15 protein-coding genes are annotated in these 14,644 nt (G+C 49.7%); 5 read left to right on the forward strand and 10 right to left on the reverse strand.

Features of this window, described 5'->3' with window-relative positions; genetic code table 11:
• Nucleotides 1-93: 93 nt before the first annotated feature.
• The gene (locus BFR57_RS10115; RefSeq protein ID WP_071463813.1) at nucleotides 94-1,260 is read right to left on the reverse strand and encodes an APC family permease; all 1,167 of its coding nucleotides are present in this window, start codon (nucleotides 1,258-1,260) and stop codon (nucleotides 94-96) included.
• Nucleotides 1,261-1,398: 138 nt separating this feature from the next.
• On the opposite strand from BFR57_RS10115, the gene BFR57_RS10120 reads away from it, so the two are divergent.
• Both BFR57_RS10120 and BFR57_RS10125 read left to right on the forward strand, forming a co-directional pair.
• The gene (locus BFR57_RS10120) at nucleotides 1,399-3,540 is read left to right on the forward strand and encodes a TonB-dependent receptor (protein WP_071463814.1); all 2,142 of its coding nucleotides are present in this window, start codon (nucleotides 1,399-1,401) and stop codon (nucleotides 3,538-3,540) included.
• Nucleotides 3,541-3,549: 9 nt separating this feature from the next.
• The gene (locus BFR57_RS10125) at nucleotides 3,550-4,803 is read left to right on the forward strand and encodes a PepSY domain-containing protein (protein WP_253183628.1); all 1,254 of its coding nucleotides are present in this window, start codon (nucleotides 3,550-3,552) and stop codon (nucleotides 4,801-4,803) included.
• Nucleotides 4,804-4,813: 10 nt separating this feature from the next.
• Here BFR57_RS10125 and BFR57_RS10130 read toward each other — a convergent pair whose 3' ends face one another.
• From BFR57_RS10130 to BFR57_RS10150, 5 genes are all read right to left on the reverse strand, one after another.
• A complete protein-coding gene (locus tag BFR57_RS10130) occupies nucleotides 4,814-5,248 on the reverse strand; it encodes a hypothetical protein (protein ID WP_143441075.1) in 435 nt (144 codons plus the stop codon).
• 119 nt (nucleotides 5,249-5,367) lie between these two features.
• Nucleotides 5,368-6,111 (reverse strand): DUF2470 domain-containing protein, encoded by a 744-nt coding sequence (locus BFR57_RS10135; RefSeq protein ID WP_071463817.1) that lies wholly within the window; start codon nucleotides 6,109-6,111, stop codon nucleotides 5,368-5,370.
• Between the two features lie 23 nt (nucleotides 6,112-6,134).
• Nucleotides 6,135-6,914, reverse strand: a complete 780-nt coding sequence (locus tag BFR57_RS10140; protein ID WP_071463818.1) for a heme ABC transporter ATP-binding protein — start codon at nucleotides 6,912-6,914, stop codon at nucleotides 6,135-6,137.
• A complete protein-coding gene (locus BFR57_RS10145) occupies nucleotides 6,901-7,929 on the reverse strand; it encodes an iron ABC transporter permease (protein WP_253183629.1) in 1,029 nt (342 codons plus the stop codon). The genes BFR57_RS10140 and BFR57_RS10145 overlap by 14 nt, the downstream gene beginning before the upstream one ends.
• Nucleotides 7,913-8,755, reverse strand: a complete 843-nt coding sequence (locus BFR57_RS10150; protein WP_083405114.1) for a hemin ABC transporter substrate-binding protein — start codon at nucleotides 8,753-8,755, stop codon at nucleotides 7,913-7,915. Before BFR57_RS10150 ends, BFR57_RS10145 begins: the two co-directional genes overlap by 17 nt.
• A gap of 138 nt (nucleotides 8,756-8,893) precedes the next feature.
• Here BFR57_RS10150 and BFR57_RS10155 point away from each other — a divergent pair, with 138 nt between their 5' ends.
• Entirely contained in the window at nucleotides 8,894-11,032 is a 2,139-nt protein-coding gene (locus tag BFR57_RS10155; RefSeq protein ID WP_071463819.1) for a TonB-dependent hemoglobin/transferrin/lactoferrin family receptor, read from the forward strand.
• Here the strand turns inward: BFR57_RS10155 and arsB are convergent.
• The 4 genes from arsB to BFR57_RS10175 are packed head-to-tail and all read right to left on the reverse strand — an operon-like array spanning nucleotide 11,029 to nucleotide 13,596.
• Nucleotides 11,029-12,048, reverse strand: a complete 1,020-nt coding sequence (arsB, locus tag BFR57_RS10160) for an ACR3 family arsenite efflux transporter (protein ID WP_071463820.1) — start codon at nucleotides 12,046-12,048, stop codon at nucleotides 11,029-11,031. The two genes, BFR57_RS10155 and arsB, sit on opposite strands and share 4 nt — an antisense overlap.
• Before the next feature lie 9 nt (nucleotides 12,049-12,057).
• Nucleotides 12,058-12,774, reverse strand: a complete 717-nt coding sequence (gene arsH, locus BFR57_RS10165; RefSeq protein ID WP_071463821.1) for an arsenical resistance protein ArsH — start codon at nucleotides 12,772-12,774, stop codon at nucleotides 12,058-12,060.
• A gap of 3 nt (nucleotides 12,775-12,777) precedes the next feature.
• Entirely contained in the window at nucleotides 12,778-13,248 is a 471-nt protein-coding gene (locus tag BFR57_RS10170; protein ID WP_071463822.1) for an arsenate reductase ArsC, read from the reverse strand.
• A 15-nt stretch (nucleotides 13,249-13,263) separates the two neighbouring features.
• A complete protein-coding gene (locus tag BFR57_RS10175; RefSeq protein ID WP_071463823.1) occupies nucleotides 13,264-13,596 on the reverse strand; it encodes a metalloregulator ArsR/SmtB family transcription factor in 333 nt (110 codons plus the stop codon).
• 219 nt (nucleotides 13,597-13,815) lie between these two features.
• Between BFR57_RS10175 and BFR57_RS10180 the strand changes: the two genes are divergently transcribed.
• Both BFR57_RS10180 and BFR57_RS10185 read left to right on the forward strand, forming a co-directional pair.
• The gene (locus BFR57_RS10180) at nucleotides 13,816-14,358 is read left to right on the forward strand and encodes a DUF3365 domain-containing protein (protein ID WP_071463824.1); all 543 of its coding nucleotides are present in this window, start codon (nucleotides 13,816-13,818) and stop codon (nucleotides 14,356-14,358) included.
• Between the two features lie 42 nt (nucleotides 14,359-14,400).
• A partial coding sequence (locus tag BFR57_RS10185) for a cytochrome ubiquinol oxidase subunit I (protein ID WP_143441089.1) occupies nucleotides 14,401-14,644 on the forward strand: 244 nt, incomplete at its 3' end.

The raw sequence follows: 14,644 nt of genomic DNA on the forward strand, positions 1-14,644 counted from the left end.
CCTAACTACTACATTCTGACGAACAATTTACTAGTCAACCGTGTTTCGTTGAAAAAAGCTGAGTCAGGTAGTGTGGTAAGCCAAAATGACTTTTTAAAAAACCAGCGCGAGCATTACCAGCGAGCAACATAGCAGGAGTCCTAACACGGATACCCACTTAGGAATAAAGCGCTTTTCAGCACTTACTTTAAGTGCCGCGAGGTTAGTAATACCGTAGTAAATAAGTACCGTCAGCGCGCTTAAGGTCCATGCGGATTCGATACCGCCGAATAGTGCAATTAAGGCCATGACACCGAATGTCACCCAAGTGGCCGCCGGTGCCGAATGACCGGATGTACTGAGTTGAGCCAAACCATGCGGTAAATCACCGCGTCGGCCCATGGCGAGCACCACGCGTGAGACGCCGAGCAACAAATTAAGTACTACGCCGCTCATGGCAACAACGCCCGCGAGAATAATGACCCACTGCCAGGGCGATTCTGGTACAAGGTTAGCGATGTTAAAGTTGTTTTGCTCAAGCGCCGTGATCCCACCGAGGGATAAAATACTCCAACCCACAATGACATAAAGTGCCGTTACCACCGCTAAAGTGGTGACAATAGCGCGCGGGATATTGCGTCGCGGTTCGGTGATCTCCTCGCCCATGGTGGCAATGCGCCCATAGCCTGTAAAGGCGACGAACATCAGCGCTGCGGCATGAAAAACCGACCAAGCTGAGCGACTTTGGCTAACGTGTGCGGCGGGTTCCGTTTGCTGGATAGCAATGGTAGCGAATACCACTAAACCCAAAATACTGATAGCGACCAACAGCGTGTTCAGCCAATGGGTGCGCCGCAAACCGAGTAAAACGAACAGGGTAAAAGCGAGCAATAGGGCGACAGCCACGGCCTTGACCATTATTGCGCTGAGACCAAACTGCTGTCCTACATACCACGCAACGGCAAGCGCAGCAGTCGCTGCTGAGGCACTTTTGGCGATAATAAATAACACGCCTGCGATGATGCCACTGAGCGGATTTAAAAAATGATAACCATACTCATAGGTGCCACCGCTTACTGGGTGGGCGCTGGCTAATTGTGCTGACGAGAGACCGTTTAGTAGGGCGGTGACGGCAGCGATCAGGATCGCCCAAACTAAGTATTCGCCTGCGACGGCGGCGCTAAGCCCCACACTAACATAGGCGCCAGTGCCGAGGATAGAGCCTAAACCGATGACCAGCGCGCCGCTTAAGCCAACATTGCGTATGAGTGTCTTCGCCATTTCATGTCGGTTATTAACAAGTTTAAAAATCTAAAATTAACGTATTTAGAATAATTGAACAAACTTTTAAATTACAACCTGTAATGCAAATCATTCTTATTTATGATCCGTCGCGAACTTTTCTTGGGGGAAATAAGAATGAAGTACACACCGTGTTATATTGCGCTGGCGCTCGCCGGGCTCACTGCATTACCCGTTGTCGCACAAGACAACGGTGAACAGGCCAAACAAGATTCTGCTGATGAGCAAATTGAACGTATCAACGTACAGGGTCGCGCCCAAACCTTGTATCGGCAAAATGAAAGCAGCGTAGCGACCCGCACTAACACGCCGATTGAAGAGATCCCACAGAGTGTTCAGGTGCTGACCGAAGAACTCATCACTGACCAAGCGGCCCGTCAGATTACCGACTTATACCGCAGTATCAGTGGCGTAAACGGTTTTAGTTACTCTGGCGTCACGTTCCGCGGATTTCGCCAAGATGAGATCTTATACGACGGTGTACGCGGTGACCCATTTAACGGATTCGCAGTACCGCAGCTGTTTAATATTGAGCAAATACAGGTGCTTAAAGGCCCAAGCGGTGCCATGTTTGGTAGCGGACAACCCGGTGGCATTATTAACTATGTTACGAAAAAACCAACCGCTACTGCACAACGCTCGATTGAACTGGCCGTGGGCAACGACCAATATCGTCGTGGCTCAGTGCAACTCAGTGGACCGGTCACAAAGGATGCAAGCCAACGTTATCGTGCAGCGTACTATTACGATAATGAATCGCCGTTTCGTTACAACACAGAACAAACCAATAAAGTACTGGATCTAGGCTATGCCTTTGACTTAGGCGCCGCGAGTGAAGTCACGCTGCAGTTGACCGATTATCAACAAACCTACCAAGGCGCGCGGTTACGCGGGGTACCGGTTGATAATCAAGGTAACTTTGTCACCGATAGGGCGTGGAATCACAATGAATCCAGTGACTTCCAAACCTTAGAAGCCACGGTATACCAAGCGCGCATCGATCATGACTTTTCGTTAAATTGGCGGGGTGATGTAACCGTGCGCCATTACGAAAATACGGAGCGCCAAAACTACCATGAACCGCGTGGATTGCTCGACGAAAATCTAGAGCCGGTTGATAATCCAGCCGAAGCCGTTTACAGCACACGCCAGTTCCGTAATCAGTTTCGCGAAAACGATGCCACTAGTGTTACCGCGAATTTGGTCGGTGAGCTTGAACTCGGCACTATTGAGCATACCTTGCTCATGGGGGTCGAGACCTACACCTCTGAGGGTGTATTTATTGGTTCAAATGCCAATCCTGGCGAGGTGCCTAATCTTGAATTGGTGAACCCTCAATACGGTCTCACGTCGGGTCCTTACTCGACCGATCTTGCGAGTGCCACGCCGAGTGAATCAGAAACCACGCGTGATGGCTTCTATATTCAAGATCAAATCACATTCAATGAAAAGCTGAACCTGTTGATCGGGTTACGTTATGACCAGTTTGAAGACACATTGGGTACTGAGACCTTTGATGATGGTGATTTAACCTATCGCGTCGGCGCAACATACCAGCTCACAGATTGGGTGCGCGCTTATGCGTTGTATGGCACGGGCTTTTTACCACAGTCGGCTAGTCAGCAAGACCCCGAAGTGGGTGGTCCGTTTGAACCCGAGCAATCGGATATCGTTGAGATCGGTGCGCGTTGGACGTTTATGAATGACGCTATCCGCGTGAATACCGCCGTGTATGAGATTAATCGCGAGAATATCTTACAAGCGACCGACGAGGTGACCGAAGATGGCCGTACAGTGCTGGGTAATGTAGGGCGAGTTCAAAGCCGCGGTTTTGAAATTGATGTGTTAGGTGACCTGACGGATAAGTGGGTAGTAAATGCGAATTATGCCTATAACGACGCGCGGGTTGCTGAGGCTTCACCGAATGACAGTATCACTAACTCGGTGGGGGATCGTTTTGTGAACGCGCCGATGCATCAGCTGGGTCTTTGGACACGGTATGACTTACCCATGATTGATTCAGCTATCAGTGGCGGTATGGACTACGTGAGTGAACAGATAAGCTTTTCGGGTCAACGGGTGAAGCCTTATACGGTTTTCGATATCAGCTGGCAGACCGAATTTGATGCATGGTTAGTGCAGGTCAATATTAAAAACCTGTTTGATAAAGAGTACGCATCCAGCGGTTTCTTGAGCCGCACGGGCCACTTCCCGGGTGAGCCACGTCGCATTTATGCGAGCGTTAAATACCGCTTTTAATGGATCGCTATGATGACGAATCGTCAATGGTTTGCGTTACATTCATGGGCCGGCTTTGCTTTTGCCGGCCTTCTGCTGCTGATTACCGCAACGGGTGTGCTCGCGACGCTGAGTTATGAAATTCAGTATGTTAGTGATGCCAAGTACCGCGCGCTGACCGAGCGTGAGGGTACAGTTGCTTGGGCGGAACTGGAGTCTAACCTTGCAGGCGCGTATCCCGACAGTCATCTACTCGGCGCGCAGGTGCATCAGCAAGGCTATTTAGCGGGTGAAGCACGGTTGATGACGCCACAGGGCTTTCGGTTTGTGTTCTTTGATCCGGCCTCGGGCGAGATACTCGGCGAGGGTGAGTGGGGACAGTTATCGCGTTATTTGCGTGATATTCATATGTATTTATCAATGGGTACCCTCGGTAAGTACATTGTCACTTCCACCAGTATTTTGCTCCTGCTGTCACTGATATCCAGCTTTTATGTGTACCGAAAATGGTGGCGCGGCTTTCTTTCTGCACCTAAAGGGCTCGCGTGGAAAAAACGCACCGATTGGTCGGGATGGCATAAATGGCTCGGGTTATGGGCGTGGTGGCTTACTGCGGTTATGGCGGTAACGGGCGCTTGGTATTTGGCTGAACGTATTATGTATGATGTTGATATCGATCATTATCCCGCTGCGCCAACGATAACCCACGACGACGTGCAGACCGCGCAATCGGCTCGCTCGTTGACTGAATTGGTTAGTGCGGCGCAGCAGGCGCGTCCCGATATGGATATTACCGGGTTCTTCTATCCTCATCGACATCATCAAGTGATGGGCTTTGTTGGTCAAAATGGCGCGACGCTGGTGCGCGATAGAGCGAACCGTGTGTACCTTGACCCGGTTACGGCTGAGGTGGTGAGTACCCAGTATGCCTCTGAATTAGCGATTGTGGCTCGTATTGCTGATACCGCCGATCCTTTGCATTTTGGTAACTTCGCTACAGGCTCAGTGAGCGGGTGGTTGGTCAAAGTGATTTACGCTGTTTTTGGACTCATGTTGACGGGCTTAGTGATTGGCGGCATGCGAATGCATTATCTTCGCACGCAACGGCGCGATCCGCATTTGGCAAAATGGTTAGGGATAACCGGTAGTATCTCTATCGCACTGAGTATTGCGGCATTGATTTACACCAGCGTGGTGTTTAGCGCGTATGGTAATGATTCTACATCGATATCACCGCGGTTGGGTGATATCGCAGGCAGCACTAAGGAAAGCGGATCGGGTTAGGGCAGATGCGTTAACCCGACGTTTTTTCGTTGACGGCATCACGCTTGAAGCCTGCCACAAGGATAAGTAAAACACCGGCTGCGATCACATACCAGCCCCATTGCAGCTCAATGGTATTGAGGATCGTATCAATTGAGCCCTCAAACTCGTAGTTAACCGATTCGGTTCTAATGCTTGCTTTCATATCGCGCACTTGCAGGTACATATCGATAAAACTGTAGCCTGCAAACACTAAGCTCATAGCACCTGCTGCTACAAGTCCCTTGCTGTTGCGGGCAAAGGCAAAGTACATGGCAAACACCGACGCTGAGAGGACGATGATGCGATCAAACCGACCGTTTTGAAAGTACGTAATATCGTCGATAGTTGGCATGCTGAATACAGGTAAAAACATACCCACAAATAAAAGTGCCGCACCGAGCATACCCATTATTCGTTTGTCCACGACTCAAATCCTTGTGTTAACTCTTTACTATTAAGCTGAGAAGTTTAAAAAGACTAACACAAAGAGCCGCTTTGATCTTGCAAACATCAGTGCGTGCGCCGCAGCGCACGCTCTACGTATCATGCAGCCCGTGCTTGATGGGTCATTTTAACGAGTTGCTGGCGCACTTGTTGGCCATTAGCCGCAATCGCTTCAAACGGTATGAAAAAGGAGCGCTCATCGTAACTGAGGTGAAAGCCGTCTGGGTAGACACTGCGCATAGTGACACTGCCCGCTTCGAACGTTCTGTCTTTCTCATGAGCGTGTTGGTTTAACTGTTGCTGCAAGATAAGTGCACAGGCATCGGCATGATCCTCATTCATGTGTGTGATCATGCCAAGTGCCGCTTTATGATCCCACTCGGGCGCGGATACTAACCACTCGTTCGGCTCCAGCCAAAATATCTCGCCAAAGCCGCCAATAAAGCGAATATGCTCTACGTTGAGTTGCCAAAATTTAAAATCATGTGCTTTTTTGTAGCCTTCGGCACTTGGAAAGCGTTGGTAGTAGCGTTCGGCCAAGTCATTGTTGTCAATCACTTGGGCATGACCACTGAGCGTGAGTCGCCCTTGGGTATTTTGATCACCTTTATCGGTGCTGTCGTAAAGTGTGACGCTCAACCGATTGTCTTGATTAAGGTTGCGCGCATGTTGGGCAATATCAGAGACATAAAACACGATATGCCCCTCATCGGTCAGCATCACCGGCGATACTGAGCCAAACGGCATGCCACCGAGTTTCTTTGATAAAGTCGACAACACAGCGGTGCTATTGCGTTGTGCAAGCGCCCTTGCTTGCTGCGCGGCTTGTTGACGTTCGTTCATTTTTAACCTCTTAAAGTTCGTTGTTATAGGTGTCTGGGTTCGGTAAAAATCATGGGTTTGCGAATACTCGGGTGCTCACTGATGTAGACCGGACTGCGATAAGTTTGTTCAAGTATTTCGGTACGAAACACCGCCTCGGGTTTGGCAAAATGCTTAAGTTCGCCGTCGGCGAGCAGCAAAATATTGTCCGCATAGAGCGAAGCTAAGTTCAGATCGTGCATCACTGCGACAACTAAATTACCTTGCTGAGTAAAACGACGCAGTTCTGCGAGCACGGAATGTTGGTGATAGACATCAAGCGCAGAAGTCGGCTCATCGAGCAGCAGCATTTGCTCTCCGGGCACCGTGACATCGAGCTGACACAAGCAACGCGCGATATGTGCTCGTTGCTGCTCACCGCCAGACAAGGTATCCATGGTGCGCTCGGCAAACTTTGCGGCATCCAGCCGTTCGAGCCAGTTCAGTGCGCGTTGGTGCGCTGCATAATCAGGCTCATGAGACCAAAATCGCCCCATACCGACCAGCTCTGCTACGGTGAGGCCAAACGGCGCACTGAGTTTTTGCTCCATCACCGCGCGAACGGGTGCTAATTGGGCCGGTATCCAGCTTGTGAGTTCGCGGCCGTTGAGCTGAATACTGCCGTGGTAATCGAGTTCGCCTGCCAAAGTATTGAGTAGGGTGGATTTACCTGCGCCATTTTCACCAATCACAGCAACAAATTCGCCGGCTTCAAGGGATAGGTCGAACGCGCCCAATAATCGTTTATGACCATAGTTAACATGAGTGGTTTTAATATCCAGCATGAAGCCTCCGTTTTTGTTGGATGAGCAGATAGATGAAGAAAGGAGCGCCCACTGCGGCGGTGATTATCCCGATGGGTAATTCAGCTGGCGCAACGATGGTTTTAGCGATCCAGTCGGTGAGTACCAAAACTGCGGCACCAAACAACATGGATACAGGCATCAGCCAACGAATATTAGCGCCCACCAGCATGCGAGCAATGTGGGGTATAATTAAACCGACAAAGCCGATCATACCGGTTAATGCGACTGCGCCGCCCACGCCTAATGCCACCCAAATAATTAATTGCCGCTTAAGTGACACGGTGTTTACTCCTAAGTAACGTGCTTGGCGCTCACCTAACAGTAGGGTATTAATGGGCTTGCGCAACATAAATAGTGCGATTGAGCTGACACCCATGAGCACCACGCCTAAGGGCAACTGCTGCCAACTGGCACCCGCGAGTGAACCCATTTGCCAAAAACTCATCAGTCGCAGTGCATCGTCATCAGCGTAATAACTTAATAAGCCGAGTAAGGAGCCGGCTAGCGCGTTAATTGCCACACCGGCAAGTAGCAAGGTGGCGACATCGACGCCTGTTTTACCGCCTGCCAAGCGATAGACAACAAAGGTGGTGAGTAGGGCGCCTAGAAAGGCGGCTAACGAGACCCAAACACTGCCTTGTAAACCGACTTGTTCACCCAATGCGATCACTGCGAGGGCAAATACTGCGGCGCCGCCAGAGATACCGATGAGGCCCGGATCAGCCAGTGGATTGCGACACAAGGTTTGCATGGCTGTGCCGCTTTGTGCCAGTACGGCGCCCACCAAGAGTCCTAAAACCAAACGCGGTAAACGTAATTGTGTGACGACAGTTTGTTCGAGTTCACTCATGGGCGTGCCGAAGCCGGGCAACCACATCAGCGGTAGCCGCCAATCACTCAGCACCGGGCCGCTCGATAACAGCAGCCAACTACTTGCCAGGATCCCGAGGGTGCCGGCAATTAGCCAGCGGCGTCGCTCAAAGGTCATTAACATACGCTAAAAGCGCCTCATGTGCTTCGGCAATGCGGGTGGTCATTCCCAGTGCGAGTAACGAGTCCATCACTAATAGCTGGCAGGATTGCCCCGCGTTTAATAACTGTAAGGTTGCGTTTTGGCAGAATTGCTCACGTCCTCCTGCCGCATCGACCACGTGCGAGGGGGCGACGATAAAGTCAGGTTGGTTTACCAATAGATGCTCGCGCGACACGGTTTTGAAGCCTTTGTGGTCTACCACATTGGTAATGTCCGACTGGCTGAATAGTAAATCGGGAACGCTGTCGTGACCCGCTGCGACGACACCGCGCTCGGATACTTGCAAGACAAAAAGGCCACTGAGTGGTTGCGCACGCGAAACGGGATGAAACTTGTCTTCAATGCTGTTAATTACGGGCTCAGCGCGATCCGGTGTACCGAGTTGGTCGGCGACTTGGTGAATGAGTGTATACAGTTCAGATAGCGTTGTGGGCTTATCGAATTCTGTAACAGGTACACCGGCCGTTTCGATTTGTGCTAATGCGCGTTTACTGCCAGCGCCTTCGAGTACCCATACTTGCTTCGGATTAAAGCTGAGCACGCCCTCGGCGGACAGGTTGCGGTAATAACCAACTTTAGGGAGCGTATGCACGGCACTCGGCGAGGTGCTTGAGGTATCCACGCCAATCACTTTGTCGCCACCCCCGACGGCAAATACGATGTCGGTTAACGTGCCACCTGCGGTAATTATTCCTCCTTGAGGTGAGTTTTGCGCGTGAGTGAGCAAGGGCAGGGATGCTGCCAATATAAGCAACGAGTGTTTCAATATTCTGTAAAACCGCGTCATAGGAGCCTCTTATCGTTCTGATTTGCGATTGCGTAAAATAAAATAGTAAGTTTTAGTTGCAAATGCAAATAGTTTTCGTTTAGATCTAATGCGTTTTCACGATGCCTGTTTTGTCATTCAAAGAAATTGGAGAAGCTTGTGAACGTTTGGATTAAGAAAACCGATGCTTTTAAACCTTCGCTACTGGCCGCTGCCATCGCGACAACTATGACCAGCGGTGTGTATGCCGCAGAGGTGAATTTACCTGCAGCCGACCAGAGCGTTGATGAGATTTTAGTGGTCACAGGTTCGCGTACTGAGGAGAAGCTCGAGGATGTCGCGGGCGCAGTAAGCGTTATTTCGGCAGACGATATTGATATGCAAGTGAGTAATGGTCTCGCGGATGTGTTCCGCTATGACCCGAGTATTCAGTCGACGGGAACCCAAGGGCAGGCACAAACCTTATCGATTCGAGGAATCGGTGGTAATCGGGTGGTGTACATTAAAGACGGTCGTCGACTTAACGATGCCTACGCAGGCGGAGGCGGTTATTTGGTGGGGCGAGGTTACTTAGATGTGGCCCAGGTACAGCAAATTGAAGTAGCGAAAGCGGCCGCATCACCACTTTACGGTTCGGATGGCTTAGGTGGCGTGATTGTAATATCAACGCCCGATCCGAGTGATGTGTTAAACGGCAATGACAAAGCAGCGCGCTTGAGTTTTGGCTTTGATGGTCTGACCGATGAGACAAAGCTCGGCTTTAGTGGAGCGCGGCAGTTTGATGGCTCGAGTGCGATGATTCAGGTGTCCGCGCGACAAGGTGAGGAGACGCAAAACTATGAAGAATCACTGCCTGGTTATGATTACGACAGTCAGAGTATGTTAGCTAAATGGGCGCTTGATGTCGGTGATGATGATGAACTGAAATTTACGTTAGACCACTTCCAGCAAGACACTGAACAGTTTCTTGCGGAGACCAATCAAACCGACGACGACAATCGTCAAACGGCGCTTTCGGTGGACTATCAGCGTAATCAGCCCAACGCATTCGCCGACTCCCAGCATTGGCAGTTGTATTTGACGGATTATGAGCAAGGCAGCGACCAGGTCAGCGCGGGAGCAAGCCAAGCGGGCGCGTATACCGATTACAATGAATATGGTTTTAAACAACGGATCATGGGTGCGCGTTGGCAAGCACAAAAGCAACTTGATGCCGCCTCAACACGTCATGATCTCGTGTATGGCTTTGATGCTGATTACTACGACACCGAGCGACCGCGATTCAAGACACGTATCGCGAGCGATGGCACAGTAATGCAAGATAATGAGCCGCAGAAAGCCTTCCCCGGCGCCGAAACATGGCTAACAGGTGTGTTTTTGCAGGATAACATCACGTTTAAAGAGACCGCCTTTAAACTGATTGTTGGTGCGCGAGTTGACCACTATGAGATGAGCCCAAATGAGAACACGCTGTACGATATGTCTGAGCTTGCAGATATCAACGAGACGGCATTTTCACCTAAAGTAGCGGGTGTGTATACCTTTGAGTCGGGCATACGCGGCTATATGCAATACGCCGAGGGCTTTAAGATCCCACCGCATGACCAAGCCTATCAGAGCCATGGTATTGAGCCGTTTTATGCTATCTTGCCTAACCCCGACTTACAGCCAGAAAGCAGTCGCGCCCTAGAAGCGGGATTAAAGTTCAGTAATGACACCACGCGATGGAACCTAGCCGCGTTTTACAGTCGCTTTGATGATTTTATCGAGACTGCGGTTGTCGGCACGAGCCCCACTTATATTCCAGGCGTTGATCGGGTTGAATATCAGTATGTGAATCAAGATGAAGTGACGATAAAGGGAGCTGAAGCGAGTGTGACGCATTGGCTCACTGACTTCGTGCGTGTCGATACATCCGCTGCCTACGTAACGGGTGAGAACGATGCGACGGGAGAGGCATTGACCTCGTTATCGCCGCTATCAGGTAATGTCTCCTTTGGTTACTTTGCTGATAACTGGCATATCCGGGGTATTGTTAATGCGGTTGCTGCCATGGATGATGTACCGAGTGCGTCGGCCGAGTCGGGACCTTATATCGAAACGGCAGGCTATACCACTATGGATGTTTTGGCGGGTGTGCGCTTAGGCGATTGGCAGGTGAACTTGGCGGCACTCAATGTAACCGATAAGTATTATGTGCCTTATCAACGTGTCGCAGGACTGTCAGCAGATGCGCCGACCGAGCAGTATAGCCAGCCCGGTCGGTCATTTGCGATACAGGCATCGTATCGTTTTTAGTCGTTAAACCAATGCCGCGTGCGGTTAGCAAACCACACCAATGAGAGCATGACAGGTACTTCGACTAATACGCCCACAACGGTGGCGAGTGCCGCACCTGAGTGCAGGCCGAACAATGAGATGGCAACCGCCACTGCGAGTTCGAAAAAGTTTGAAGTGCCTATCATGCAGGCGGGCGCAGCTACGTTATGCGGCAACTTCATTTTCTTCGCTAAGAAATACGCCACTGCGAAAATACCGTAGGTTTGAATCAGTAGCGGAATCGCTATGAGTACAATCGCCTGCGGTTTTTCGATGATGGTTTCGGATTGAAAACCAAACAATAGGACAACCGTTGCGAGTAGACCCACGATCGACCACGGCTTCATAGTCGCGAGAAAGTTGTTCAGGCGTGTGTGGTCGTTGGCTTTATCCAGTTTCTTGCGCGTTAATGCGCCAACAATCAGTGGTATCAACACATACAGTACAACGCTCAGCAACAAGGTATCCCACGGCACTGTGATATCCGTTACGCCCAAAAGTAAGCCGGCGATAGGCGCAAATGCAAATATCATGATGACGTCGTTGATAGAAACCTGCACTAAGGTGTAGTTCGCGTCACCCTTTGTCAGTTGACTCCAAATGAACACCATCGCTGTACAGGGTGCAACACCCAGTAGAATCATACCGGCGATATACTCGGATGCGGTTTGCGGGTCGACCCAGTCGGCAAACAACCCTTTAAAGAACAGCCACCCCAGTAATGCCATGGTAAACGGCTTGATCAGCCAGTTGATGACCAAGGTTAATACCAAGCCTTTTGGTTTTTTACCGACATCTTTAATGGATGAGAAGTCGACCTGTACCATGATCGGGTAAATCATGAGCCAGATCAGCACCGCGATAACTAAGTTAACGTGGGCATACTCAAGCTCTGATACAACGGTAAAAACGCCTGGGACAGCAATACCCAGGGCGATACCTGCGATGATGGCAAGTGCCACCCAAACAGATAAATAACGTTCAAATAAACCCATGCTAGCTCCTTAAAGCGCTCGTTGGTTAACGCGTTGACTGACTTCTTCGGCAGACTCAACTCGCTCAGAGTATCGATCGACGAAATAATCTTTGTTGTTTCTGAGTAATAAGGTGAACTTCATGAGCTCTTCCATGACGTCCACAATGCGGTTGTAATAAGGCGATGGCTTCATACGGTCGTTATCATCAAACTCAAGAAACGCCTTTGGTACACTCGATTGATTGGGAATTGTGACCATACGCATCCAACGACCTAAAACCCGAAGTTGATTGACCGTATTAAATGATTGCGAGCCGCCACAGACTTGCATAACCGCAAGTGTTTTACCTTGTGTAGGGCGCACACCACCAAGATTGAGCGGGACCCAGTCAATTTGGCTCTTGAACAAGCTGGTCATAGAGCCATGACGCTCAGGTGAGCACCACACTTGTCCTTCTGACCACATCATTAAGTCGCGCAACTCTTGGACTTTTGGGTGGCTGCCGTCATCGGTGTCTGTCTGGGGCAATCCCTCGGGATTAAATATCTTAACGTCGGCACCCATGTGGGTAAGAAGGCGCGCCGCTTCCTCGACCACTAATCGGCTGAACGAGCGCTTGCGAAGCGAACCATACAACAGCAAAATTCGGGGCGCATGTTCTGCGGGCTGAGGTAGGCACTTCTCGAGTGTCGGTTTATCCATTAAGTTACTATCGATATTAGGTAGTGAGACATCAGAAGACATCGGTTACTGTGCTCCTAGTTGGTTCAATGCGTTTTTAAGTTGTTCGCGCTCAAGTGATTGCACGGCAATTCCTTGCAGTTGACTCACGCGGTATTTGATTTCTTCGATACAGTCACGGAAAGCGGCGGCAATCTCTCCTTCTGAGCCTTCAAGCTTTGATGGGTCGGCAAGTCCCCAATGCACTTTAATCGATTGTCCGAACCAAACCGGGCAAGCCTCGCCTGCCGCCGAGTCACAGACGGTAATGACGACGTCGGGTTTGAAGTCTTCGAATTCATCCCAAGACTGGCTTTGCAGCCCTTCGGTCGATATACCGGCTTCGTTCAAATAACGCAGTGAGAGAGGGTGTACCTCGCCTGCAGGCTGGCTCCCAGCGCTTTTTGCCTGAATATGATCGCTGGCAAAGTGGTTGGTGATCGCTTCAGATAAAATGCTGCGACAACGATTATGCGTACAGATGTAGAGTATTTTCACAAGCAACCTTTTTAGTTAGCAGCTAGCGCCTTGGGCTTTCGCCTGTTTAAGCTTTTTGATGGCCGCGGAAAAGTAGTCTAAATTATTGCGTGCAGCCTGCGTAATGATGTCTTTTGCCCAATCGGGTAGTTCAGGATGTAGTTGGTAATACACCCACTTACCGCGGCGTTCACCCAGCACGATGTCGCACCTACGCAGTTCAGCAAGGTGGCGCGAGACCTTCGGCTGGTCAAGCTCCAGCGCGTCCATAAGATCGCAGACGCAAGCTTCCTCAAGCGTGCTTACAATCAGCACGGACTTTAAACGGGTATCATCCGCTAGACATTTAAAAAGCTTTAATGGGGTCATCGTGTCAATTCCTATTTAATATATATGGTAAATCATATATATGAAAAAACACATGTCAAATGATTTGAGTGAATTGATGTGGACAGAGCGAAGTGTCGCGCCAAAGGCGCGACCTAAAAAATAATCAATTATTATTGGATATTTTCAGCAGAGGTATTATCATATTCAAATATGGAATATATATATTCATAATTAATATATCTAGATGTGGAGTGGGTTATGCGCATGTTAATCTTGATGTTAGTGCTGCTTCCGATAATCAGCTATGGGGCAGAGGAAAACGATCGATCGAATGAAGATTTTCGTTCCGCAGCTATGTTGTTAGGGGTGGAATTAAAAAGTGTATTGATGACGACTATCCAGAAAGATGGATACATAAAAGCTGTTGATGTCTGCAACCATGAAGCCCCCGAAATCGCCAGTAAAGTCACTGAAACAACAGGGCTTAACGTTGGACGCACATCGTTGCGTGTACGTAATCCTGCAAATTCACCGACAGAAGAGCAAAAACAGGTGCTTCGTGAGTTCGAGACGCGCTGGAGGACGACTCAAGCAAACCCTCCAGAAACCTCTTACGTAGATAAAGAAGGCAACACAGTTTGGATGAAGGCTATTGTGATGCAGCCACAATGTGTTGCCTGTCACGGTGCCAATTTAGCACCTGCATTGAAGAAAGAAATCCTCTCGCGTTACCCGAAAGATGAAGCGATTGATTTCCAACCGGGTCAGCTAAGAGGAGCTTTTGTGGTTACGTCTAAGTGATTCGTTGTTTATTTAAAGTCATCGCTGTGAGGTATTATGATGATAGATCTTGACCCCCTCGTGCTTTCGCGAATTCAATTCGCGTTTGTCGTGTCATTTCATGCCATATTTCCCGTGTTCACTATCGGTTTGGCATCTTATATTGCATTAATTTACGGCCTTGCATTCAAAACCAACAACCCGAAATGGGAGCGTTTAGGTGCCTTTTGGACCCAAGTGTTCGCGGTTGTTTTCGGTATGGGTGTGGTGTCCGGTATTGTTATGTCGTTTCAGTTCGGTACGAACT

It is taken from the genome of Idiomarina sp. MD25a, assembly GCF_001870515.1.
Classification (GTDB): Bacteria; Pseudomonadota; Gammaproteobacteria; order Enterobacterales; family Alteromonadaceae; genus Idiomarina.